Source organism: Klebsiella sp. CN_Kp106, from assembly GCF_040064575.1.
Lineage (GTDB): Bacteria > Pseudomonadota > Gammaproteobacteria > Enterobacterales > Enterobacteriaceae > Klebsiella > Klebsiella michiganensis.
On sequence record NZ_JBEAIG010000049.1, the window covers coordinates 98,919 to 120,440 of the forward strand.

At 57.2% G+C, this 21,522-nt stretch carries 24 protein-coding genes; 9 read left to right on the forward strand and 15 right to left on the reverse strand.

Going from position 1 to position 21,522, the window contains the following annotated elements; all coding sequences use genetic code 11:
- The first annotated feature begins 56 nt into the window (after positions 1 to 56).
- Positions 57 to 509, forward strand: a complete 453-nt coding sequence (locus ABLU96_RS15475) for a DUF1198 domain-containing protein (protein ID WP_025107571.1) — start codon at positions 57 to 59, stop codon at positions 507 to 509.
- 82 nt (positions 510 to 591) lie between these two features.
- Here ABLU96_RS15475 and ABLU96_RS15480 read toward each other — a convergent pair whose 3' ends face one another.
- Both ABLU96_RS15480 and ABLU96_RS15485 read right to left on the reverse strand, forming a co-directional pair.
- Complete coding sequence (locus ABLU96_RS15480) at positions 592 to 915, reverse strand: DNA-binding transcriptional regulator (RefSeq protein WP_064406027.1); 324 nt, start codon at positions 913 to 915, stop codon at positions 592 to 594.
- Positions 899 to 1,258, reverse strand: a complete 360-nt coding sequence (locus ABLU96_RS15485) for a type II toxin-antitoxin system RelE/ParE family toxin (protein WP_004855621.1) — start codon at positions 1,256 to 1,258, stop codon at positions 899 to 901. The genes ABLU96_RS15480 and ABLU96_RS15485 overlap by 17 nt, the downstream gene beginning before the upstream one ends.
- A gap of 212 nt (positions 1,259 to 1,470) precedes the next feature.
- On the opposite strand from ABLU96_RS15485, the gene nepI reads away from it, so the two are divergent.
- The gene (gene nepI / locus ABLU96_RS15490) at positions 1,471 to 2,652 is read left to right on the forward strand and encodes a purine ribonucleoside efflux pump NepI (RefSeq protein ID WP_049084188.1); all 1,182 of its coding nucleotides are present in this window, start codon (positions 1,471 to 1,473) and stop codon (positions 2,650 to 2,652) included.
- 32 nt (positions 2,653 to 2,684) lie between these two features.
- Here the strand turns inward: nepI and phnX are convergent, their stop codons facing one another.
- Together phnX and phnW are read right to left on the reverse strand one after the other, a co-directional pair.
- Positions 2,685 to 3,494, reverse strand: coding sequence for a phosphonoacetaldehyde hydrolase (gene phnX, locus ABLU96_RS15495; protein ID WP_004855618.1), 810 nt, complete (start codon positions 3,492 to 3,494; stop codon positions 2,685 to 2,687).
- 9 nt (positions 3,495 to 3,503) lie between these two features.
- Complete coding sequence (gene phnW / locus ABLU96_RS15500) at positions 3,504 to 4,607, reverse strand: 2-aminoethylphosphonate--pyruvate transaminase (RefSeq protein WP_048262986.1); 1,104 nt, start codon at positions 4,605 to 4,607, stop codon at positions 3,504 to 3,506.
- Positions 4,608 to 4,747: 140 nt separating this feature from the next.
- Between phnW and phnR the strand changes: the two genes are divergently transcribed.
- From phnR to phnV, 5 genes are all read left to right on the forward strand, one after another.
- A complete protein-coding gene (gene phnR, locus ABLU96_RS15505) occupies positions 4,748 to 5,467 on the forward strand; it encodes a phosphonate utilization transcriptional regulator PhnR (RefSeq protein ID WP_009653851.1) in 720 nt (239 codons plus the stop codon).
- Positions 5,468 to 5,714: 247 nt separating this feature from the next.
- Positions 5,715 to 6,728, forward strand: a complete 1,014-nt coding sequence (gene phnS, locus ABLU96_RS15510; protein ID WP_014227308.1) for a 2-aminoethylphosphonate ABC transporter substrate-binding protein — start codon at positions 5,715 to 5,717, stop codon at positions 6,726 to 6,728.
- A gap of 5 nt (positions 6,729 to 6,733) precedes the next feature.
- Positions 6,734 to 7,846, forward strand: a complete 1,113-nt coding sequence (phnT, locus tag ABLU96_RS15515) for a 2-aminoethylphosphonate ABC transport system ATP-binding subunit PhnT (RefSeq protein WP_064406024.1) — start codon at positions 6,734 to 6,736, stop codon at positions 7,844 to 7,846.
- Positions 7,846 to 8,706, forward strand: coding sequence for a 2-aminoethylphosphonate ABC transporter permease subunit (gene phnU, locus ABLU96_RS15520; RefSeq protein ID WP_048262945.1), 861 nt, complete (start codon positions 7,846 to 7,848; stop codon positions 8,704 to 8,706). Before phnT ends, phnU begins: the two co-directional genes overlap by 1 nt.
- 2 nt (positions 8,707 to 8,708) lie before the next feature.
- Entirely contained in the window at positions 8,709 to 9,506 is a 798-nt protein-coding gene (phnV, locus tag ABLU96_RS15525; protein WP_025107577.1) for a 2-aminoethylphosphonate ABC transport system, membrane component PhnV, read from the forward strand.
- Positions 9,507 to 9,703: 197 nt separating this feature from the next.
- Here phnV and ABLU96_RS15530 read toward each other — a convergent pair whose 3' ends face one another.
- The 4 genes from ABLU96_RS15530 to ABLU96_RS15545 form a co-directional block, all read right to left on the reverse strand.
- Complete coding sequence (locus ABLU96_RS15530) at positions 9,704 to 11,083, reverse strand: carbohydrate porin (RefSeq protein ID WP_047722798.1); 1,380 nt, start codon at positions 11,081 to 11,083, stop codon at positions 9,704 to 9,706.
- A gap of 227 nt (positions 11,084 to 11,310) precedes the next feature.
- Positions 11,311 to 11,613 carry a PTS lactose/cellobiose transporter subunit IIA gene (locus ABLU96_RS15535; RefSeq protein WP_004855598.1) on the reverse strand — a complete coding sequence of 101 codons (303 nt, stop codon included), beginning with the start codon at positions 11,611 to 11,613 and terminating at the stop codon, positions 11,311 to 11,313.
- Positions 11,614 to 11,721: 108 nt separating this feature from the next.
- Positions 11,722 to 13,047 carry a PTS transporter subunit EIIC gene (locus ABLU96_RS15540; RefSeq protein ID WP_014227305.1) on the reverse strand — a complete coding sequence of 442 codons (1,326 nt, stop codon included), beginning with the start codon at positions 13,045 to 13,047 and terminating at the stop codon, positions 11,722 to 11,724.
- 11 nt (positions 13,048 to 13,058) lie between these two features.
- A complete protein-coding gene (locus ABLU96_RS15545; protein WP_014227304.1) occupies positions 13,059 to 13,370 on the reverse strand; it encodes a PTS sugar transporter subunit IIB in 312 nt (103 codons plus the stop codon).
- A 294-nt stretch (positions 13,371 to 13,664) separates the two neighbouring features.
- Between ABLU96_RS15545 and ABLU96_RS15550 the strand changes: the two genes are divergently transcribed.
- The gene (locus tag ABLU96_RS15550; RefSeq protein ID WP_025107585.1) at positions 13,665 to 14,606 is read left to right on the forward strand and encodes a LacI family DNA-binding transcriptional regulator; all 942 of its coding nucleotides are present in this window, start codon (positions 13,665 to 13,667) and stop codon (positions 14,604 to 14,606) included.
- A 23-nt stretch (positions 14,607 to 14,629) separates the two neighbouring features.
- On the opposite strand, the gene ABLU96_RS15555 is transcribed toward ABLU96_RS15550, so the two are convergent.
- Complete coding sequence (locus ABLU96_RS15555; protein WP_064357598.1) at positions 14,630 to 14,923, reverse strand: YicS family protein; 294 nt, start codon at positions 14,921 to 14,923, stop codon at positions 14,630 to 14,632.
- A gap of 209 nt (positions 14,924 to 15,132) precedes the next feature.
- Here ABLU96_RS15555 and ABLU96_RS15560 point away from each other — a divergent pair, with 209 nt between their 5' ends.
- Positions 15,133 to 16,086 carry an Rpn family recombination-promoting nuclease/putative transposase gene (locus ABLU96_RS15560; RefSeq protein ID WP_032751828.1) on the forward strand — a complete coding sequence of 318 codons (954 nt, stop codon included), beginning with the start codon at positions 15,133 to 15,135 and terminating at the stop codon, positions 16,084 to 16,086.
- Positions 16,087 to 16,089: 3 nt separating this feature from the next.
- Here ABLU96_RS15560 and ABLU96_RS15565 read toward each other — a convergent pair whose 3' ends face one another.
- The 6 genes from ABLU96_RS15565 to ABLU96_RS15590 all read right to left on the reverse strand — a co-directional run bounded on the left by ABLU96_RS15565 (position 16,090) and on the right by ABLU96_RS15590 (position 21,483).
- Complete coding sequence (locus tag ABLU96_RS15565; protein WP_014227300.1) at positions 16,090 to 16,992, reverse strand: EamA family transporter; 903 nt, start codon at positions 16,990 to 16,992, stop codon at positions 16,090 to 16,092.
- 150 nt (positions 16,993 to 17,142) lie between these two features.
- Positions 17,143 to 17,451, reverse strand: coding sequence for a CcdB family protein (locus ABLU96_RS15570; RefSeq protein ID WP_014227299.1), 309 nt, complete (start codon positions 17,449 to 17,451; stop codon positions 17,143 to 17,145).
- A gap of 2 nt (positions 17,452 to 17,453) precedes the next feature.
- The gene (locus ABLU96_RS15575) at positions 17,454 to 17,690 is read right to left on the reverse strand and encodes a type II toxin-antitoxin system CcdA family antitoxin (RefSeq protein WP_014227298.1); all 237 of its coding nucleotides are present in this window, start codon (positions 17,688 to 17,690) and stop codon (positions 17,454 to 17,456) included.
- A gap of 105 nt (positions 17,691 to 17,795) precedes the next feature.
- On the reverse strand, positions 17,796 to 19,229 hold the full coding sequence (gene murP / locus ABLU96_RS15580; protein ID WP_049083310.1) for a PTS N-acetylmuramic acid transporter subunit IIBC: 1,434 nt from the start codon (positions 19,227 to 19,229) through the stop codon (positions 17,796 to 17,798).
- A 24-nt stretch (positions 19,230 to 19,253) separates the two neighbouring features.
- On the reverse strand, positions 19,254 to 20,156 hold the full coding sequence (murQ, locus tag ABLU96_RS15585; RefSeq protein WP_032752002.1) for an N-acetylmuramic acid 6-phosphate etherase: 903 nt from the start codon (positions 20,154 to 20,156) through the stop codon (positions 19,254 to 19,256).
- 160 nt (positions 20,157 to 20,316) lie between these two features.
- Positions 20,317 to 21,483 carry a multidrug effflux MFS transporter gene (locus ABLU96_RS15590; RefSeq protein ID WP_064406020.1) on the reverse strand — a complete coding sequence of 389 codons (1,167 nt, stop codon included), beginning with the start codon at positions 21,481 to 21,483 and terminating at the stop codon, positions 20,317 to 20,319.
- Between the last annotated feature and the right edge of the window lie 39 nt (positions 21,484 to 21,522).

Below are 21,522 nucleotides of genomic sequence, written 5' to 3' on the forward strand. Positions count from 1 at the left end.
CGACAGCGGGCAATTTCCCATTATGATAGTGGGGCTGCGATTGAATGAGAGGATGCATGATCTGGTTAGGACTGGCCACGCTGATAGTGGTATTTGTTGTGGGATTTCGGGTGCTTACCTCTGATTCACGCCGTGCGATTCGCCGTCTGAGCGAACGATTAGGCATTACGCCGGTACCGCTGGAATCGATGATCGATCAGCTGGGAAAAACCGCCGGCAACGAGTATCTGCGCTACCTGGAGCGGCCGAATGAAGCGCATTTGCAAAATGCCGCGCAGGTGCTGCTGGTCTGGCAGGTCGCTATCGTCGACGGCAGCGAGCAGAACCTGCACTACTGGTATCGGCTGATGAAAAAGTCCCGCCTCGCGGCGCCGATTACCGAAGCGCAAATCCGCCTGGCACAAGGTTTTCTTCGCGAGCTGGAGCCGGAAGTGAGCGACCTGCACGCTTTGCAGGAGCGCTATAACGCGCTGTTTTTGCCGGAGGATGGCGTCCACTGGCTGCACTGATATCACTTTCCGGTGCACTGTTGGCTTCGTTAAACGTCACGCCGACGAGGCCACCGGTGCATAAGTCATCGCAACAAAGCCATCATGCCAGTACCTCTAACCCATGTTTTTGCACGATGGTGAGTAATTTCAGTGCCAGCCCACCGGGGCGTTTTGCCCCGCTTTCCCATTTTTGGACCGTGGAAACGCTGGTGTTCAGATAGCGGGCAAAAACCGGCTGACTGACGTTGAGTTGGTCACGTAGAGCCTTAATTTCACCAGGTTGGAAATCGCTTACGCGGCTGATGCATGTTTCATCAAAGCTGCGCATTGTCTCCTGCGCGATCGCATCAACACTGTATAAACTTGCTGCAGCGCTATGGATAGCTTCAAAGGCGGGGCTTTTGAATTTAGTTTTTGCAGTCATGACAAATCTCCACCAATTCTTTTCTCTTAACCAATGCCGCCATTTTCTCCTCGCTGAGAAGGGAATAATGCCTGGCTAACTCACGGAACGCCGCGAGTTCTCGGTTATCGATATTGGCGATATCCTGTTTGGCGTATAAAAATGTGTAAAACCAATGCTCAGCGCCCTTTGCCAGAATAATTGCGCGATCGCGATTTTTATTGAGGCGTTTTTTGTAAACGCCGCCACCAAGGTTATCTGCTTTTCCCTGGAGAATGGCTTCAATCGCTTTGCAGAGTTCGCCATCATCAATCGCATGGGCCCGGGCTTCCCTGGTAAACCATTTCGTTTTAAAAACACGCATTGGCTGACATCCTGTAACCATAAATATAGCACCAAGTGCTATGTTATTTCTTCCTCTTACTGTTCTGAAATACCTAAGAACGTGATTTTCCGGTTATGCGAGCAGCTACGCAGGAGCTTTGCAAGGCCTGAAAAGTTGTCAAAACGTTAAATTCGTCACATTTAAAATGTTACACTGCGCGGCTTCCCCGTGTTCAACCATGCAGGTAACTTATGACTCCTTCGAATGCCTCTACGCCACAGGCTCATCAGTCGGCGCGACCCAACTGGTCGGCGGTTTTTGCGGTGGCCTTCTGCGTGGCCTGCCTGATTACCGTTGAGTTCCTGCCGGTAAGCCTGCTCACGCCGATGGCGCAGGATTTAGGCATCTCCGAAGGGGTTGCCGGACAGTCGGTCACCACCACGGCGTTCGTGGCGATGTTTGCCAGCCTGTTTATCACCTCGATTATCCGCAGTACCGATCGCCGCTACGTGGTGATTCTGTTTTCGGTTCTGCTGACCCTTTCCTGCCTGCTGGTCTCTTTTGCTAACAGCTTTGCGTTATTGCTGCTCGGCCGCGCCTGCCTCGGGCTGGCGCTGGGCGGCTTTTGGGCGATGTCGGCGTCGCTCACCATGCGGCTGGTGCCGATGCGCGTGGTGCCCAAAGCCCTGTCGGTCATTTTTGGCGCGGTATCGATAGCGCTGGTGATCGCCGCGCCGCTGGGCAGCTTTCTCGGTGGGATTATCGGCTGGCGTAACGTCTTTAACGGCGCCGCGGTGATGGGGGTGGTCTGTACGATTTGGGTGCTGAAGGCGCTGCCGTCTCTGCCGGGCGAGTCGACCTCGGCGCAGCAAAATATGTTCGGCCTGCTAAAGCGCCCCGGCGTGATGGCCGGGATGTGCGCCATTTTTATGGCCTTCGCCGGCCAGTTCGCCTTCTTTACCTATATTCGCCCGGTGTATATGACGCTGGCGGGCTTTGACGTTGACGGCCTGACGCTGGTGCTGTTGAGCTTCGGCATCGCCAGCTTCGTCGGCACCTCGCTCTCTTCGATGCTGCTCAAAAGATCGGTGAAAGCGGCGCTGGCGGTTGCCCCGGTGGTGCTGGCCATCAGCGCGGCGGTGCTGGTACTGTGGGGGGAGAGTAAAATCGTGGCGTCGACGGTTGCCGTTATCTGGGGCTTTGCCTTCGCGTTGATACCGGTTGGCTGGTCAACGTGGATCACCCGCTCCCTGTCCGATCAGGCGGAGAAAGCCGGGTCGATTCAGGTGGCGGTGATCCAGCTGGCCAACACCTGCGGCGCCGCGGTTGGCGGCGTGGCGCTGGATCACCTTGGTCTGCTCTCGCCGCTGGTCCTCTCCGGTACGTTGATGCTGCTGACCGGCCTGCTGGTGGCGACGAAAGTACGAGTGTAATGGGGCCGCAGTCAGGCGAATCGTCAATAAAACTACGGGCGTTCGCCCTGCGCCAGACGACGGTTGATGTCGGCAATCACGCCCGGCAAATCCGCCAGCGTATCTACCACATAGTGCGCCCCGGCGGCGTACAGCTTCCCGGCGGCGTGCTCGCGGCGGGCGGCGATCTCTTCGGCGCTCATCTGCTGATATTCCTCCCAGCTGGCGCCGAATTCGTTACCGGAAACCGCCAGACCCACGCTCCACATTCCGGCGTTTAATCCTTCGGTAATGCCGGGAGCGGAATCATCAACCTTGACGCAGTGGGCTACCGAGTCGATGCCGAGGACAATGACGTTCTGTAACGCCATCCACGGGCCTGGCCGTCCCCCGACGGCGAGGTCGTCCGTCGCCACCCAGTGGTCAGGCGCATAGCCCTGAGCGGCGGCGGCCGGCGCCAGCTTTTCCATCACCGGACGCGGATAGCCGGAACAGGAGCCAATTTTTATGCCTTCGGCGCGCAGCGCGGCAATGGTGTCGACAACCCCGGCGATCGGCGCAGAAAAATCGACAACTTTGGCAATCTGCAGCGGCATAAAAGCAGCATAGATCGCGTCGATATCGGCAGCGTTCATCGCCCGGCCAAACTTCGCCTGCCAGCGGGCGTCCACGGCGGGCAGTTTCCCCAGCGCTTCAATATGCTGCCATTTGCCGAGACCCATCGGCACCCTGGCTTCTTCGAGCGTAATCTCCACGGCAAAAGCCTGACGGAAGGCCTCAACGAAAATCTGCGTCGGCGCGAAGGAGCCAAAGTCGACGGTGGTGCCTGCCCAATCAAGAATAACGGCGTTAATACGGTTCATGACGGTTCCTTAGCATTGCCAGTACATGGCGTTTTTGATGGCCGCCAGCAGGGCGGTGATGTCGGCGTCGTACACTTCGCCGATGTTGCCGATACGGAAGCAGTCGCTTTGCGACACCTTGCCCGGATAGATCACGAAACCCTGCTCTTTAAGCCGCTGATAGAAATCCTTAAAGCGATACTGCGGCGCATCCGGGGAGTAAAACGCGGTGATGATCGGCGAGTGCAGGCTATCGTCGAGCAGCGGCTGAAAGCCTAGCGTACGCATTCCCGCCACCAGACGCCGCTGGTTCGTGCTGTAACGCTGATGACGTGCGCGCACGCCGCCTTCCTCCGCCAGCTCCTTCAGCGCCTGGGCAAAGGCCAGCACGGTATGGGTCGGTGAGGTGAAGCGCCACTTGCCGTGGTTATCCTCCATGCAGCGCCACTGGGCGTACAGATCCAGCGACAGCGAGCGCGAGCGGCCCTGGCAGTTTGCCAGTTCCGCCTCCCGGGCAATGACGAAGGCGAAGCCCGGCACACCCTGAATGCATTTGTTGGCGGAGCTGATCAGATAATCGATATTCAGGGCGGCGACGTCCATGGGAATGCCGCCGAAGCTGCTCATGGCATCGACGATGTAGCGTTTGTCGTAACGTTTCGCCAGCGCGGCGACCTCTTCGATCGGGTTGAGCATGCCGGTCGTGGTTTCGCTATGCACCATGGCGATATGGGTGATCGCCGGGTCGGTTTGCAGGATCCGTTCGATCGCCGCCGCGTCCGGCCGCGCCACTTCGCCGCAGTCGTAGGGATGGTGCGCAATGCACATCAGTTTCGCCATCTCGATCATGCGCGCGCCGTAGGCGCCGTTGCTGATAATCAGCACTTTCCCCTGCGCGCCGATCGCGCTACCGAGCACCGCTTCAACCGCATAGCTGCCGCTGCCTTGCAGCAGTACTGAGGTGTAGCCGTTAGCGGGTGTCGCCAGTTCCACCAGCCGTTGGCGAATGACCTGAACGACGCCGAGATTGTAGTCGTCGTCCCAGGTACAGCTATCGAACAGCATCGCCTCTTTTACCGTACGGGAAGTGGTTAGCGGTCCGGGCGTCAGCAGCAGATAATTACGCGAAGTCATTGTTTTCACCATTTGGTCTATACCAGATATTTTTTATAATGACGATCGTGCCCCGAAAAGGTCAAAGGGAAAGTAGCGCTGCAACAAAAAATTCATCTGGTTATGTATAATGAGCGCATCAAATTTGGCCGCGAGCGAACATGAAATCACCCTCTGGCGAGACGCCACAGTATCTGCTGATCAAGGCGCAGCTTCAGGCGCGTATTCAAAACGGCGCGTTGAAGAGCGGCGATAAGCTGCCGTCCGAGCGCGAGCTGTGCGCGCTGTTCAACACCACGCGTATTACGGTGCGTGAGAGCCTGGCGCAGCTTGAGTCCAGCGGCGTGATTTATCGCGCCGACCGCCGCGGCTGGTTTGTTACGCCGGAGCGCTTGTGGTTGGATCCGACGCAGAATACCAACTTCCACAAGCTGTGCCTGGAACAGGGACGAGAGCCGAAAACGGTACTGCTCGATGGGCGTCTGGCCGCCGTTCCGCTGGACGTTATGGCGCCGCTGGCGCTGCAGCCGTTCGACCAGATCTACCTGCTCACCCGACTGCGCCATGCTGACGGGCGGGCAATCTGCTACTGTGAAAATCACTGCCTGCCGGCCAGGGTTCCGGAGCTGCTGCGCCATGATTTAAACGGCAGCCTGACCGAAATTTATCAGACCCACTATGACCTGATATATACCAGTATGCATCTGTCGTTCTGGCCCACCTCAATGCCGCCTCAGGCCGCGGAAGCCCTGGGGGTGATGGAAGGGCGACCGGCGCTGCTCTTGCGCCGCCTCAACTACGATCAGCACGGGCGAATTCTCGATTACGATATCGAGTACTGGCGCCACGACAGCCTGCGTATTGAAGTCGATACCCATTGATTTTATTGGTCCAGCCCGAGCGTTTTCCCGGGTTGCGGCTGGCGCCTTACCCGGGCTACGGGTTCACCGCCGTCTGCGGACGGGTAGCCCGGACAGGCGCGTCAAGCGCCGCCTCCGGGAGGGGGTCTTCTGCGCCGGCGTCATCCTTTCGCCACACTTCATTCATCGTTTTGTCATAAACCCCCGGTAGCGTGAAAAACAATCTGGTCTACACCAGAATGACTAACTACCCGATGAGGCATATACGATGAAACTCTCCCGACTTGCCCTGCTGTCCCTGTTCGCGCTGACCAGCTCTCCGGTCTGGGCAGATGGCATCGTCACGGTTTACTCCGCTGACGGGCTGCACGACGGTGATAACAGCTGGTACCAGCACCAGTTCGCCGCTTTCACCAAAGCAACGGGCATCAAGGTGCAGTACGTGGAAGGCGGTTCCGGGGCGATTGTTGAACGCCTGGCAAAAGAGCGCACCAACCCTCAGGCCGATGTGCTGGTGACGGTGCCGCCGTTTATCCAGCGTGCCGCGAAAGAACAGCTGTTGGCCGAATTTCAGCCGCAGGACAGCGCCCGGATCCCGGGCGTACACGACCGCTACTCGCCGCTGGTGAATAACTATCTGACCTTTATCTATAACAGTAAGCTGCTGAAAACCGCACCGGCCAGCTGGCAGGATCTGCTCGATAGCCGCTTCAGGAACAAACTGCAGTACTCGACGCCGGGGCAGGCGGGTGACGGTACGGCGGTCATGTTACAGGCGTTTCACAGCATGGGGAGCAAAGAGGCGGGGTTCGATTATCTCGGTAAGCTCCAGGCCAATAACGTTGGTCCGTCTGCTTCCACCGGTAAGTTGACCGCGCTGGTCAATAAAGGCGAGCTGTACATCGCTAACGGCGATCTGCAAATGAACCTGTCGCAGATGGCGCGTAACCCGAATGTGCAAATCTTCTGGCCAGCGGACGCGCAAGGCGAACGCAGCGCGCTGGCGCTGCCCTATACCATCGGCCTGGTGCAGAACGGTCCGAACGGCGAAAACGGTAAAAAGCTGATTAACTTCCTGCTCGATAAATCCGCTCAGTCCAGCGTCAGCGCGCTCTCCTGGGGCTTGCCGGTGCGCAGCGACGTGACGCCGGAAGACGCTAACTTTAAAGCGGCGAAAGCGGCGCTTAACGGCGTGAAAAGCTGGGAACCCAACTGGGACGACGTTGCGGTTTCGCTGTCGGCGGATATTGCCCGCTGGCATAAAGTGACGGACAGCGAGTAAGCGTGATGTTAATGAAAACGACCGTTGCCCCCACCCCGTCGCTGGCGGGGACGTCCGGAATTACTCTCGACGCGCTGCGCGTTTCTTATCACGGCAACGTGGTGCTGAAGCCGCTGACATTAACCATTGAACCCGGTGAGGTGCTGGCGCTGATTGGCCCTTCGGGCTCCGGGAAAACCACGGTGCTGCGGGCGATAGCCGGTTTTGTGCAACCTGCCAGTGGTCGAATTTTGCTTGGCGACATGGATATCACCCACCTGCCGCCGTATCAACGCGGCCTTGGTATGGTGGTTCAAAACTACGCCCTGTTTCCGCACATGAAGGTAGAAGATAACGTCGCCTTCGGCCTGCGGGCGCAGAAACAGCCCAAAGCGCAGATCGCTGAACGGGTTCAGGAAGCCCTGAAAATCGTCGGCATGGCGGATTACGCCAGCCGCTATCCGCACCAGCTTTCCGGCGGCCAGCAGCAGCGCGTCGCGATTGCCCGCGCCATCGCCGTGCGTCCGCGGGTATTGCTGCTTGATGAGCCGCTCTCGGCGCTGGACGCGCAAATCCGTCACAACATGGTGGAGGAAATTGCCCGTCTGCACCGCGAACTGCCGGAGCTGACCATTCTCTACGTCACCCACGATCAGACTGAAGCCCTGACCCTGGCGGACAAGATTGGCATCATGAAAGACGGCTCGCTCATTGCCCACGGCGAAACCCATCAGCTTTACCACTATCCGCCTAATCGTTTTAGCGCTGAGTTTCTCGGACGTGCCAATATCCTGCAGGCGACGGCGCTGACAGATACCGCGGGACCTGGCCTGGTCAGCGTCAGCTGCGGCGGCGGATTGATCGCCGCGTTCAGCCGCGGCGGCCAGCATGGCAACAATAAGCTGCTGTGTATTCGCCCGCAGCATATGAGTCTCGCGCCGCGATCGGCCACCAGCAACCGGCTGAACGCCATCCTGACCTCCGTGCACTGGCAGGGCGATTTGACCCATCTGCTATGCGACGTGGCGGGGGAGGCGGTGCGTATCGTGATGACCCACGTGAATCCGCTGCCGCGTGCGGGCGACAGGCTGGCGCTCTATTTTGAACCCAACGATGCGGTCCTGATTGAGGTGTCATAATGTCGCAGATCTTAACGCTCCCGCGTCGCTCTGTTCATCTGCGGCCCTTACTGTGGCTGCTGCCGCCGCTGCTGGTGCTGGCGACCCTATTTTTCTACCCGCTGCTGCTCATCGGCGAACAGGCGCTGCGCGATACCGAGGGCCACCTGGGCCTCGAAACCTTCTGGCAGGTGGTGGAGTCCCGGCGCTTTCTCAGCGCATTGCTCAATACCTTGCAAATCGCGGTTATCGCGACATCAGGCTGCCTGCTGCTCGGCAGCGTACTGGCGCTGATTCTGGTGTTTATCCCGTTTCCCGGTAGCCAGCTGATTAGCCGGATAATTGATACCTTTATTGCGCTGCCGACCTTTCTCATCACCCTGGCTTTCACCTTTATTTACGGCTCCGCTGGTCTGCTGAACGGGACGCTGATGTCGCTGTTTGCTTTTGAACTGCCGCCGGTGGATTTTCTCTATTCGATTCAGGGGGTCATACTGGCGGAAATGACCGTCTTCACCCCTCTGGTGATGCGCCCGCTGATGGCCGGGCTGCGGCAGATTGATAAAAGCCAGCTTGAAGCGGCGAGCATCCTCGGCGCGCATCCGCTGCGGGTTATCGGCCAGGTGATTTTTCCGGCGGTGCTGCCGGCGCTAATGGCGGGCGGCAGCCTGTGTCTGCTGTTGACCACCAACGAGTTCGGCATCGTGCTGTTTATCGGCGCCAAAGGGGTAAATACTCTACCGATGATGGTCTACAGCAAGGCTATTCTCGAGTCGGACTACAGCGTCGCCTGCATGATTGCGCTGATTAATATTCTGCTGTCGCTGGGGCTGTTTATGCTCTATCGGCTGGCCGCCGCGCGTACCGGCGTGAGGAGATAACGATGTTGATTTGGTCGCGTAAAGGCCGTACGGCGGCGGGAGCGCTGGCGGTGACGCTGTTTGCCGGGTTTTTCTTCCTGCCGCTGGCGGTGATTTTGATGTCCAGCCTGAGCCAGCAGTGGAACGGCCTGCTGCCGTCCGGCTTTACCCTCGGACACTTTGTTAACGCGTTTCGCGGCGCCGCGTGGGATGCGCTCTTTTCCAGTCTGATGGTCGGGTTTTGCGCCAGCTTGTTCGCTCTGCTGTGCGGCATGTGGGCTGCGCTGTCCCTGCGGCAGTACGGTGCGAAGCTGCAAAAATACCTTGGGCTGATGTTCTATCTGCCAAGCGCCATCCCATCCGTTTCTGTGGGTCTTGGCATTCTGGTGGCCTTCAGCCAGGGACCGTTGCAGATGAACGGCACCTTTTGGATCGTTCTGGCGGCGCACTTCGTGCTGATTTCCGCGTTTACCTTCAGCAACGTTTCCACCGGTCTGGCGCGGATTTCCGCTGATATTGAAAACGTCGCCTCCAGCCTCGGGGCATCGCCGTGGTATCGTCTGCGCCACGTCACGCTGCCGCTGATGACGCCATGGATGATTTCGGCACTGGCGTTAAGCCTGTCGCTATCGATGGGGGAGCTGGGCGCGACGGTGATGATCTACCCGCCGGGCTGGACAACGCTGCCGGTGACGATTTTTAGCCTGACCGATCGCGGCAATATTGCCGATGGTTCGGCGCTGACCATCGTGCTGGTGGGCGTCACGCTGCTGCTGATGATTAAGCTTGAACGCATCGCCCGCCGGATGAGCCAGAGGTAATCTCCGGCTCCTTTTGCAAACCGCCTAAGCCAGTGGTAGCCGGGGTAAGGCGTTACGCCGCAACCCGGGGAATGCGCCGGGATGAATATATCGATGCGGCTTCTTCCCGGCTCGCGCTGCGCTTAGCCGGGCTACAGGTTACGATCTGATAGCCCGGATCGGGCTCTGACGCCGCGACCCGGGATGGTTTCACTCTCTTAGAACCACGCCTCAAACATGCCGCCGACGTTCAGCGAATCCAGCTGCTCGTCTTTGGTGCCGTTAACCTTCGCGGTGCGCTTGTTATCCACCTGGCCGCCGGTCACGTAGAAGCGCAGCATCGGGCGGAACTCCGGCCCCATACCGATGGCGATGTTCTGCGACAGCGTCAGCTTCCAGCCGTGGTTATCGCCGCCCTGGTCGTAATCGACGCGCTGGTAGCCCGCTTCCAGCCAGGTGGAGTGCACATCGTTCCAGAAGTACATCGGACGGACAATGGCGCCGTAGTTTTTACGGTTATCGGTGTTGTCCTTGCCGTTGTCATAGTCGTGGAAGGCCAGCAGATATTCGATCTGCGCCTGCTGGGTGAATTTATGCAGCCCTTCAAAGCTGGCGTAAATCGCGGTCAGGTCATCGGTTTTGTTGTAGACGCTGTTATCCGAGTTATCGGAGTAGCGCAGGATCACTTTATTGACGCCGCTGTCGTTGGTGTGGCTGAGCACCAGCCCGCCCTGCCAGGCGTCGAGACGTTCGTCGCTGTCCACCGCTTTCGAATCGAAACCGTAGTTGGCGTAAACCTCAACGTCGATCGGCCCGGCCTTGATGTTGTGGGTTTTGGTGGTCAGGGCGTAGTGGCCGTTATCGCCGGTACCGGAGCCGCCGGTACAGGTGATGCGCGACGGGTTGGCCTCGTCGGCCATCACTTCCGGGCTACAGGACTCCACCTGCGACACTCCCGCCACGTCAAACTGCACGCCGCCGATATCAAAGTTCTTCACCCCGGCGCCCTGGCCGTCGTGGTTCATCCAGAAGTAGTCGTTGATCCCCTGTTGCGGGCGCTGATGGAAGTCGCGGCCGGCCCAGATATAGGCGTTGGGGTTAGACTCCAGCACGTTGGTGACGCCGACGTAGGCTTTTTTCAGGTTAACTTCATCGCTCCAGTGGTCAAACATGACGTTGATATCCCAGATCGCGCCTTTACTGCTCTTGAAGGCTTTGGTTATCTGGAATTCGCCGCCGTTGCCTTCGTTGCCTAAACGGCCGATCGCCGAAGCGCCGTTATAGGAGCCATCCACGCCGACAAACTTCTGATCGCCGGTCTGGAACTGCGCGCCGTAGCGGGCGTAGCCGCTGAACTTCAGGCCGAAGGGGATCGCCATATCCGGCGTGGCCGCGGTGGTCTGCGGGTTGGTGATAACATCCACTTTTTTATCAGCCGCGGCGTCGATTTTCGCCTGGCGTTCGGCCAGGGCTTTATCGACGGCTTTCGCCACAATGGCGTCTATCTGTTCTTGAGTAAATTCTTGCGCGAATACGGAAATTGGGCACAGCGCGGCGACGACCGCCATGGTTAATGGCAGCATTTTTACAGTTTTCATCATTATCTCGCTTTTAATAATTTATATATATCCTAAATAGTTCGAGTTGCAGGAAGGCGGCAAGGGAGTGAATCCCGATGAGCTTACTTTGGTAAGTGATTCGGGTAAGCGAGCGCAGCCAACGTACATGCAGCTTGAAATATGACGGATATATTTAGATAATAGCTATCCCGCCAGGATAAGCTGGTATATTTAGTTCGGGTACAGTTGCTAAATATTGATATAAATTAACGCTGGTATAAATGAATTAACTCTTCCGAAAATTCACGGGCGAGCAGTGAATTCATTAAGTGATCCTGAGCATGGACCATAATTAACGTCATCGGCTGGCGCGCTTCGCCAGCGTCCTGCTCGATAAGCCGGGTCTGCATCTGGTGCGCCCGGCGGGCGTAGCCATCGGCTTCATTCAGAAGCAAGCGCGCTTCATCTATATTACCGTTGCGGGCGCAATGGAGCGCTTCAAAACATAATGAGCGTGACTGGCCCGCATTAACGATAATTTCCATTACCGCATCTTCTAATTCAATCATGATAGATCCTGAGGTCATTAACTTTATTCTTTAAATAATGCAGTGAAAGTCCCTTTTCCACATTATTTATGCCGTCATTTTAAATATAATATTAAATATAGAGATTAATTATTGGCTGACCGTTTCGGCAACCGGCACTGCGGCTTTTGCTTTTTCAACTTCAGTTTTCATTAACGAGCGTTCATAGGCGCGCAGGAAGGGCAGGTAGATTACCGCCGACATCACCATGCAAATTAAACACATCACCACCGGGCTTAGCGTCCAGTTTGCAGCCCATGATGCGCCGATAGGCGCCGGCGTCGTCCACGGCGTCAGCGAAACGACCTGGCTGAGCCAGCCGAGGCGCGTCGCCCCGTAAGCCAGAACGGCGTTAATCATCGGCACAAAGACGAACGGGATAAACATCATCGGGTTCATGATAATCGGCGCGCCGAACAGAATCGGTTCATTGATATTAAAGAAGCTCGGTACGATACCCATTTTGCCAATGGTGCGCAGGTGGGTGACGCGGCTACGCAGCAGCAGGAACGCCAGCGGAAGCGTGGAGCCGACGCCGCCAATCAGCAGGTAGTGGTCCCAGAAACCCTGCAGATAGACATGCGGCAGAGCCGCACCGGCCGCCAGCGCTGCCTGGTTCGCCGACAGGTTGGCCATCCAGAAGGGGTTCATAATGCCGGTCACGATCAGCGAGCCGTGGATCCCGGCGAACCAGAAGATCTGGCACATCAGGACGGAAAGCAGAATCGCCGGCAGGGAGTCAGAGGCGGAAACCAGAGGCTCCAGCAGATGCATAATCGCCTGCGGCAGGATCATACCGGTCTGCGCTTCGATAAACAGATTCAGCGGATGCAGGGTCGCGATCACCACCAGCACCGGGATAAGGATTTCAAACGAACGCGCAACGCCGGTCGGCACTTCTTTCGGCAGGCGAATCGTAATGTTGTTCTGCTTTAGCCAGGCGTAAACGCGAGTGGAATAGATGGCGGTGATCAAGGCGGTAAAAATACCCTGACCAGAGAGGTACTGGGTGGAGATTTTGCCATCGGCGTACGGCGCGGCAACCAGTAAGAAAGCCATAAACGCCAGCAGACCGGACATCACCGGGTCGAGCTGGAACTGGCGTCCCAGGCTGGCGCCGATCCCCACCGAAATAAAGAACGTCATCACGCCCATGCTGAGGTTAAACGGCAGCATCAGCTGTTCGCGATACTGCTGGGAGAAATCCAGCCAGCCGCGGGCGAAACCGTTAGTGGTATCCGGGGAAAAAGGCGGAAAGATAAATACCAGCATGAATGAGCCGATGATCATAAACGGCAATGCGGCAGTGAAACCATCGCGAATCGCGATAACGTATTTCTGCTGCCCAAGGCGTCCTGCCAGCGGGGTAATTGATTGCTCGATCGCGGCAATCATGGACTGATACAGAGAACTCATTTGCACACCTCTTAATGCGCTTCAATCAGCGACAGGGCATAATCCAGGACGTTGTCTCCCCGCTGCATTCCGTAATCCATGGCGTTAATCGGCTGGACCGGAATATTCAGGGGAGCGGCTTTCTCAGCTAAGTTTTTCAGCATGTATTTCACCTGTGGTCCAAGAAGCACCACCTGGTATTGCGGAAACTGCATGTCAAATTCGGAAACTCCGTAGGCGTCAATCTGCACCGGCAGGTTACGTTCCTTCGCGGCATCAACCATCTTTCTGACCAACAGGCTGGTGGACATTCCGGCAGAGCAGCACAGCATAATCTTGTACATCGACGATCGTCCTCAAAATGTAAAAAGTTATTGCGTGGATGATTTGATATCAGACGGAAACCGGTTTCCATTTATAAAAAACAGAACTGTGATAACCGTCAAGATCTGTCAGTCAAAGGACGTGTTAATTAGATTTGGCTCACAAATTTTCCTGGTTTTTGCTACGATTTTCCATGAAACGGAAAATCGGTTTCCAAATAAAAAGGGAAACGGATATACTGCCGCTGGTTATTATTGAAGCGATTCAGGTTTAAGGATTTACAGGGATCGGACTGGCCCTGTCAGGGGAAAATAATGTCTACAATCAACGATGTATCACGGTTAGCTGGGGTGTCTAAAGCCACAGTCTCTCGGGTGTTGAGTGGTTCGCGCGGCGTAAAGGAAGCCAGCCGACAGGCGGTATTGCAGGCGGCGGAAGCGCTTAACTACCGGCCGAATATGATCGCGCAATCTTTGCTGAGTCAGACCACCGGCTGCATCGGCGTCATTTGCGCCCAGGACAACATTAATCAAACCACCAGCTATCTCTACGCGCTGGAAAAACAGCTCAGCCAGCACCAGATGCACCTGCTGCTGCGTTTTGCCAACAGCCGCGGCAGAGTGCTCCATTCGCTGGAAGAGTTGACCTGCGGCCTCTGCGATAATGTGTTAATCATCGGCGCGCGGTTTCCGCTCAATATCGACCGGCCCGACGTAGTGCTGATTGACTGCCTGGAAAGTGACGCAACGAATAGCATTCAGTTTGACCACGCCTTTGCGGCGGAAACGGCCTGCAACTATCTGATAAGCCAGGGGCGGCGGCAGATTGCGCTGATTCATCCTCAGGCTAACGGCTTTGCTGACCAGGTTCTGCTGGGCTACAAGCACGCGCTGGAAAAGAATTTTCTGCCGTTCAATCGCAACCTGGTTTTTCTCGACAGCCATTCGCCGTCCGTGGCGGTTCAGGAGCTGGTGAACAACGCAACCACCCTGAATTTTAATGCGTTATTGGTTGCCAACGAGCAGCAGGCGCAGCTGGTGGTGCCGCAGCTCCAGGCGTTTAATCGCGCGGTGCCGGAAAAAGTCATGGTGTTCAGCCTGGCGGGCTCGTTACAGCTGCCCGGTATTCCGACGATTCCGGCGATTGAATATTCCATGGACGCGATGGCCAGCCAGATAGTCAACTGGCTGACCGAGAAGACGCAAATGCTCGCTAGCAGCCCGCTGCGCGGAGATTTGATCATTCCGAACCGCTGATGGTGACGCCTCCGCGCCCGGTGCTAGGGCGTTGGGCACTGAATGCCGCTAATGGCCTTCTGATAAGCGGCGCTGTTGTTTTTATCCAGCGCCCGCGTCGCGCTTTGTACGGCGGTCTTATTTTCCGCTGATTCCAGCACGCGGTTAGCAAACTGCGTATCATCCAGCGCGCTGCTGGTAGGGCAATTTTTCCTCACATCCTTCACTATCTGCTGCTTTTGCTGTTCAAACTTCAGCCCGGAGAGCGGTGCAGCTGTCGCCACGCTGGAGAACATCAGGCTGGCTGCCAGCGAAAGCGCAAAACTCATTCTCTTCATTACGGATATCCTTATTTTTATTAAAGGGTTCCTCTAACTATAGACGCATTCCTGAACCAACATTTTGCGCGCTGGTTTCCATAAGAATGAGTCTGTTTCAGCCGCTGAAATTTATCTTTCGTATCGGCAAGCAAAGCCGTTGTTGCACAGGTGTTTGCGCTTTTTGGGACGGATATATTCCAGCCATTACGTTCCAGGGATGGCGGACCATGACGCAAAAAGGAACCCCCTCGACGCCGCACGATGCGGTTTTTAAACAGTTTTTATCGCATCCCGAGTGCGCCAGGGATTTTATCGAGATTCATCTGCCCGCTTCGCTGCGCCAGCTGTGTAATCTGCAAACGCTCAAGCTGGAGTCCGGCAGCTTTATTGAGGCCGATTTGCGCGCCAGCTACTCCGACGTGCTGTGGTCGCTGAAAACCCGCGACGGCGACGGCTATATCTATGTGGTGATTGAACATCAGAGCACGCCGGATGCGCATATGGCATTCAGGCTGATGCGCTACGCGCTGGCGGCGATGCAGCGTCATCTGGATGCCGGGCATAAAACGTTGCCGCTGGTGGTGCCGATGCTGTTTTATCACGGCGCGAAAAGTCCCTATCCCTTCTCGCTTTGCTGGCTGGATGAGTTTACTGATACGCAGACGGCGCGACGACTTTATGCCGCCGCTTTCCCACTGGTGGATATTACGGTGGTGCCGGATGACGACATTATGCAGCACCGGCGCGTGGCGCTGCTGGAGCTGATTCAAAAGCATATTCGCCAGCGCGATTTACTTGGCCTGGTGGAGCGATTAGCCGAGCTGTTGGTTAAAGGTTGCGCTAATGACAGCCAGCTGAAAGCGCTGTTTAATTACATGCTGCAGTGCGGCGATGCGCCTCATTTTGGTGAATTTCTTCACGAGGTCGAGCGGCGCGTTCCTCAACATAAGGAGGTACTCATGACGATTGCGGAAAGGCTACGGCAGGAAGGGAGACAAGAAGGCAAGTTGGAGGGCAAGTTAGAAGGTAAACAAGAGGGTAGACTAGAAGAAGCGTTGCGTATTGCCCGTTCACTTCTGGAGCAGGGGTTTGAGCGCGAGCTGGTGCAGGTGGCTTGCGAGCTGACGGATGACGACCTGAAGAGGCTGCAAACGCCGGTCGCAGCCTCTCCTGGCCGATAATCGTCAGGCCGTTTTAACCCGCCGCCGCGAATCCATGGCGATCAGCACCACCGACGAGAGAATCAGCAGCGTGCCCAGCCAGTCCGGGAGAGTAAAAGTGATGCCGAGCAGCAGCAGGGAGAGCAGGGCGCTACTCAGCGGCTCCGCGCAGCTGAGGATCCCCGCCTTCGCGCCGCCAATCTTCTGCGCGCCGTTCAGATAGAGGCTGAAGGTCAGCGAGGTGCCGATTACCACCAGGTAGAAAAAGGCCAGCAGCAGGCCGCCGGTCACCACAAAATGGTTGCCCTGTCCGGCGTAGAACGGCAGCAGCATGGCGCCGCCGAGCAGCATGCTCCAGCCGACAATCGGCAGCGTGCCGTAGCGGGCAATCAGCGTCGAAGGATAAGTCGTATAAAAAGCGGCGGCAAACGCCGAAGCAATCCCCCAGAACAGCGCCGTGGGGGAAATCGACAGCGTCGTCGGGTTGCCGTGGGTCACCAGCAGGAAAGTGCCCGCCAGCGAGGTGGCGATGGCCGCGAGCACCAGCGGGCTGGGGCGCGTTTTGCGGGCGATGGCAAACCAGGCGACGATAATCGTCGGCGACAGAAACTGCAGCACCGTCGCGGTGGCGGCGTTGGATTGCTCGATAGTCATCAGAAAGGTGTACTGCACGGTAAGCGCGCCGAACAGCGAAAAAATCAGCAGACTGGCGGCGTCTTTGCGGTTTTGCAGGACGCGGAAAATCTTATCGCCGTGGAAGAACGAGAGCATCAGAAGGATCAGGCCGGCGAACAGCAGGCGCGTCATGGTCAGAAACGGCGATGACATCTGGCTTTGCTGCATAATATATTGCGCGCAGACGCCCGAGCTGCCCCACAGCACGGCGGCGATCAGTACGTTCAGCATCCCTTTTTTGCTGGAGCCCATCTTTCCCTCAGGTGAAAATAGCGCGAAAGCAGTATCATAGCATGAGCACGCGCGGGAAGCGGGGCAGGAAAGGGTAGTCGGAGTATTTGCGTGCCCCTTGCGGCGGAAGATCGTTGGGTTTGGCGATCTGACGCGTAAGCTTGTAGCGAGTTAGATCCCGTCGAAAAGAAAATCCATTGAAGCTTTAACGACTTCGCGCTGGTGATTCAGATTACAAACTTCTTCACCCAGAACACGATGTGGGATGCTGGCGAGTTCGTGAGTCATCACGACGTATTCTTCCCCTTCTACGGTGACAAGCGGTGTTAAACGATCGGCGCGTGGACCTTTATAGTTTTTCAGTGGAAACAGTGGAATTACGACCCGAGTATTGCGCTTGCCGATAATGTCACTCTGTACATCAAGGAGGTAAGGATACGCAGCAATTCGACCTGTATTCTTATAAACGTAATACTGCATATTTAGAACGTCCTGTATTCATCAGAGAGAAGTCCATTTTCCTCAGTTAAATTATTGAGGTAGTCGATTGCCTGGGCATTTTCTTTTTGCCAGCGGGCTATTTCGAGGCTGTGGATTTCGCTTTTTAGAGCGTTAGTCAACGTTAGAGACAGATTGATGCCGACCTCACGAGCCTGTTTAACCAGGCCTGGGTCCAGTGTCACGCTGACGTTCTGCTTATTGCGTTTTGCGGCTGGCATAGGGAATCTCCTGTGTAATCTACACGTGTAGATTACACAGAAATAAATAAACCCGCCATTCGGCGGGTTAAAAAAGATTCAATTTTTATGCGCCGTGCGCGCCTCTTAGCTCAAATCAACGTTTTTACTGCCGAACAGCCAGGTCAGGGCGAAGCCGCACAGGTAAGAGACCGCCAGCCCGGCGGCATACACCGCCATTCCGGCGTAGATGCCGCTGCCGGAGGTCATCAGCGGCAGCGCCACCAGCCCCGACGGGCCAAACACCGTATTCAGGCCGACCGGTAGCCCCAGCCAGGCGATGAGCCCGAGGAAGAAACCGCCGCAGGCGCCGCCGAGACAGGCGGTGATAAAGGGCTTCATGCGCGGTAGCGTCACACCGTAAATCAGCGGTTCACCGATGCCGAGAAAGCCGGGAATAATCGCCCCTTTAATCTGCGTGCGCAGCAGAGAACCGTGCTTCGCCCGCCAGAACAGCGCCAGCGCCGCACCAACCTGTCCGGCACCGGCCATGGCCAGGATCGGAAACAGCGAGTTAAACCCCTGCGCATCCACCAGCGCGAAATAGACCGGCACGAAGCCCTGATGGACGCCGAACATCACCGCCAGCAGGAACAGGCCGGCCAGTACCGCAGAGCCGAACGGGTTACCGTTAAGGTGCAGAAACAGCCATGACATCCCGGTGAACAGCCAGCCGCCGATAGGCATAATGACGGTAAAGGTGATCGCGCCCATGATCAGCAGCGTCACCGCCGAGGTGAGGATCATATCGAGGTTGGCAGGCATGATGCGGCGTACCTGTCGTTCCACCCACGCGCCGATAATCGCGGCGATAAGCACGCCGATAATATTGCCGCGCGGGTCAATACCGTGGCCGAAGAAGGTGGAAATCCCGGAATAGAAGCCGCTGGTGGCTTCCGGGTTATAGCCGAGAACAAACAGCGCAGCGATGATGGCCCCGTTGACCCCGGAGCCGCCGAAGGCTTTCTGGGCGTTATAGCCGATCAGGATGCTCAGGAAGGTAAACATCCCTTTGCTGAACACCTTCATGTAGCCGATCAGCGCCATCAATGTCGCGTTCGGATGCGCGTTTTCGAGGACAAATATCTGCTCCGCCAGGGTTGCGAACCCCAACAGCAGGCCGACGGCGATAAAGCCGGGAATGAGCGGTGTGAAGATGGTGGCGAATTTCGCGAGGAATTTTTGAATACCGCTGGTTTGCTTGCTCTTCAGCGCCTGTTTCTTTTCGGCGGCGACATCGGCCAGCGATGGCGCATCCGCCGGGGCCTCTTCCAGTAACGTATTCATCATTTCCGCCGCGCTTTGCGCCTTGCCGGGCCCAAGGACGACCTGGAACTGTTCATCGCTAACGATCACCCCCATTACGCCGTCAATCTGGCGGATGGCGGCGCTATCGGCCCGTGATTCATCGCGCAGGGTCAGGCGCAGCCGGGTCATACAGTTGCCCGCCTGCGCGACGTTCCCGGCTCCGCCAACGTGCTGCAGGATCCGCGCTATCATCTCTTTATTTATTTTTGCCATTGCAGATTACCCGTGAGTCAGCGGTCAGGAGTGGCTCAGCGCCTTGCGGATATAGCCGTTATTTTTTGCCAGCAGCGCCTGGGCATCCGCGGCGCTTAAATCAGCCAGCACCATCACAATCGCCGTTTTGCAGTGGCGATCGCAGGCTTCCAGCGCGCTCTGGGCGGTTGCGCGATCGCATTCGGTCGCTTCCATGACGATGGACACCTGGCGCTCGATAAGCTTGGCGTTGGTCGCTTCCACGTCCACCATCAGATTGCTGTAGACCTTGCCGATGCGGATCATCGCCCCGGTAGAAATCATATTCAGCACCAGCTTCTGCGCTGTGCCCGCCTTCAGGCGCGTTGAGCCGGTCACCACTTCCGGACCCACGACCGGCGTAATGGCGACGTCCGCCAGCTGGGCCATTTCGCCGTGCGGGTTACAGCTGACGATGGCGACAAAAGCGTTCTGGCTGTGGGCATACTCCATCGCGCCGATGACGTACGGCGTGCGTCCGCTGGCGGCCAGGCCGACTAGCACGTCGCGGCTGCTAAAGTTCAGGTTCTGCAGGTCCATCGCCCCTTGCGCTTTGTTGTCTTCGACGTTCTCTACGGCGCTCAGTATGGCTTTATGGCCGCCCGCGATAATGCCCACCACTTGCTCCGGGCGGGTGCCGAAGGTCGGCGGACACTCGCTGGCATCAAGGATCCCCAGACGCCCGGAAGTGCCCGCGCCAATGTAAATCAGTCGACCACCCGCCTGCAGCGCCGCCGCGACCTTATCCACCACCTGGGCAATTTGCGGCAGATAGGGGGTGATGGCGTGAGCCACCTGCTGGTCTTCCTGGTTAATCACCGTCAGCATCTCTTCGGTGGTGAGGATATCAATGTTGGCGCTATTGGCGTTGCGGCGCTCGGTCAGCAGTTTGCTCAGGTCGATATTCATAGGAACCTCTTTATTCACGGTGGCGGGCAGTATAAGGAATTAATTATTCCTTTCCTGTGAAGGTTATCACGATTGGTGTTGAAGGAATAATAGGAGATTACAGTACTGGCGGGAAAAATAGGGGTAATATAATTGGAATATTTTATTACCCAAGAGGAGGTTATGCGATGGGGCGCGGCTTTTTCAGGCCAATCAGCAGCGCGGCCAGATAGCAAAGGGTCATCGCGAAGCTCATTTTGAGCATCGTTTCGCCGCCGAGACCGGCCAGCGGCGCGGCAATACCGCCGAACACAAACATCAGCGTGCCCATCAGGGCGGAAGCGGTGCCGGACTGGCGGGCGTGAATGGCGTTCATCGCTTCCGAGCCGGCAACGGTACTGATACCGCTCATCATGGAAACGGTAAAAAACAGGCCGACCAGCGCCAGCGTCGGCTGCGGTAGCCAGGCGAAAAGCAGGGTGATGGCGGCAAACGCCACCGCCAGCAGCTGGCCGCCGCGCAGCAGGGCTTCGGCGCTGAAGCGGCGCGCCAGGCGGGAAAAGATCAGCGCCGCGATAATCAGCCCGATACCGTTAAGGCCGAACAGCAGGCTGAACTGCATCGCGCTCATGGCATATTCGCTCTGGATAACGAACGAAGACGAGCCGATATACGAAAACAGCCCTGCCATCATAAAGGCCTGAATCAGGCAGTAGCGCATAAAGCGGCGGTTTTTCAGCACCGGCGCATCAGCCTGCTGCCGCGTAGCCGAGGCGGCGCTTTTGGCCGGCAGCGTTTCGTGCAGCACCGTCAGGCTGAGCAGCAGCAAGACAGCGCCGATCGCCGCCATCGCCCAGAACAGGATACGCCAGTCGAAGGCGGTGATGATCCAGCCGCCGAGCACCGGTGAAAGCACCGGCGCAATGCCGTTAACGGTCATCAGCAGGGCGAAAAACTGGGTCAGCAGCGTACCCTGATACCTGTCGCGGGCGATGGAACGCGACAGCACCGAGCCGCCCGCGCCGGCGAAGCCCTGCAGAAAGCGCCAGGCGATCAGCATATGGATATCGTAGGTTATCGCGCACATCGCCGAGGAGAAGATAAACAGCAGCAGGGAGAGCGCCAGCGGCTTTTTACGGCCAATGCGGTCGCTCAGCGGGCCAAAAAACAGCTGTCCAAGGCCGAGGCCAATCAGCGCCGCGGTCAGCGAAAGCTGGGTCTGCGTGCCGGTGGCGCTGAGCTGCTGGGTGATTTCCGGTAGCGCGGGCAGATAGAAGTCGGTACACAGCGGCCCAATGGCGCTGAGCAAACCGAGAACCACGACCCAGGAGAGGGAAATTCGGGACATATCAACGGGCTCCTTGTCATCAAACCGGGCGTTGCCGCC

Excerpts from the sequence above, each read along its gene's own strand:
- ABLU96_RS15560 (WP_032751828.1), top strand. The coding sequence starts at position 15,133 with ATGACGCAAAAAGGAACCCCCTCGACGCCGCACGATGCGGTTTTTAAA.
- ABLU96_RS15570 (WP_014227299.1), bottom strand. The coding sequence starts at position 17,451 with ATGCAGTATTACGTTTATAAGAATACAGGTCGAATTGCTGCGTATCCT.
- murP (WP_049083310.1), bottom strand. The coding sequence starts at position 19,229 with ATGGCAAAAATAAATAAAGAGATGATAGCGCGGATCCTGCAGCACGTT.
- ABLU96_RS15565 (WP_014227300.1), bottom strand. The coding sequence starts at position 16,992 with ATGGGCTCCAGCAAAAAAGGGATGCTGAACGTACTGATCGCCGCCGTG.
- ABLU96_RS15590 (WP_064406020.1), bottom strand. The coding sequence starts at position 21,483 with ATGTCCCGAATTTCCCTCTCCTGGGTCGTGGTTCTCGGTTTGCTCAGC.
- ABLU96_RS15575 (WP_014227298.1), bottom strand. The coding sequence starts at position 17,690 with ATGCCAGCCGCAAAACGCAATAAGCAGAACGTCAGCGTGACACTGGAC.
- phnX (WP_004855618.1), bottom strand. The coding sequence starts at position 3,494 with ATGAACCGTATTAACGCCGTTATTCTTGATTGGGCAGGCACCACCGTC.
- ABLU96_RS15535 (WP_004855598.1), bottom strand. The coding sequence starts at position 11,613 with ATGATTGAATTAGAAGATGCGGTAATGGAAATTATCGTTAATGCGGGC.
- ABLU96_RS15540 (WP_014227305.1), bottom strand. The coding sequence starts at position 13,047 with ATGAGTTCTCTGTATCAGTCCATGATTGCCGCGATCGAGCAATCAATT.
- phnS (WP_014227308.1), top strand. The coding sequence starts at position 5,715 with ATGAAACTCTCCCGACTTGCCCTGCTGTCCCTGTTCGCGCTGACCAGC.
- ABLU96_RS15475 (WP_025107571.1), top strand. The coding sequence starts at position 57 with ATGATCTGGTTAGGACTGGCCACGCTGATAGTGGTATTTGTTGTGGGA.
- phnW (WP_048262986.1), bottom strand. The coding sequence starts at position 4,607 with ATGACTTCGCGTAATTATCTGCTGCTGACGCCCGGACCGCTAACCACT.
- phnR (WP_009653851.1), top strand. The coding sequence starts at position 4,748 with ATGAAATCACCCTCTGGCGAGACGCCACAGTATCTGCTGATCAAGGCG.
- ABLU96_RS15550 (WP_025107585.1), top strand. The coding sequence starts at position 13,665 with ATGTCTACAATCAACGATGTATCACGGTTAGCTGGGGTGTCTAAAGCC.
- ABLU96_RS15480 (WP_064406027.1), bottom strand. The coding sequence starts at position 915 with ATGACTGCAAAAACTAAATTCAAAAGCCCCGCCTTTGAAGCTATCCAT.
- ABLU96_RS15530 (WP_047722798.1), bottom strand. The coding sequence starts at position 11,083 with ATGAAAACTGTAAAAATGCTGCCATTAACCATGGCGGTCGTCGCCGCG.
- phnT (WP_064406024.1), top strand. The coding sequence starts at position 6,734 with ATGTTAATGAAAACGACCGTTGCCCCCACCCCGTCGCTGGCGGGGACG.
- phnV (WP_025107577.1), top strand. The coding sequence starts at position 8,709 with ATGTTGATTTGGTCGCGTAAAGGCCGTACGGCGGCGGGAGCGCTGGCG.
- ABLU96_RS15555 (WP_064357598.1), bottom strand. The coding sequence starts at position 14,923 with ATGAAGAGAATGAGTTTTGCGCTTTCGCTGGCAGCCAGCCTGATGTTC.
- ABLU96_RS15485 (WP_004855621.1), bottom strand. The coding sequence starts at position 1,258 with ATGCGTGTTTTTAAAACGAAATGGTTTACCAGGGAAGCCCGGGCCCAT.
- nepI (WP_049084188.1), top strand. The coding sequence starts at position 1,471 with ATGACTCCTTCGAATGCCTCTACGCCACAGGCTCATCAGTCGGCGCGA.
- murQ (WP_032752002.1), bottom strand. The coding sequence starts at position 20,156 with ATGAATATCGACCTGAGCAAACTGCTGACCGAGCGCCGCAACGCCAAT.
- phnU (WP_048262945.1), top strand. The coding sequence starts at position 7,846 with ATGTCGCAGATCTTAACGCTCCCGCGTCGCTCTGTTCATCTGCGGCCC.
- ABLU96_RS15545 (WP_014227304.1), bottom strand. The coding sequence starts at position 13,370 with ATGTACAAGATTATGCTGTGCTGCTCTGCCGGAATGTCCACCAGCCTG.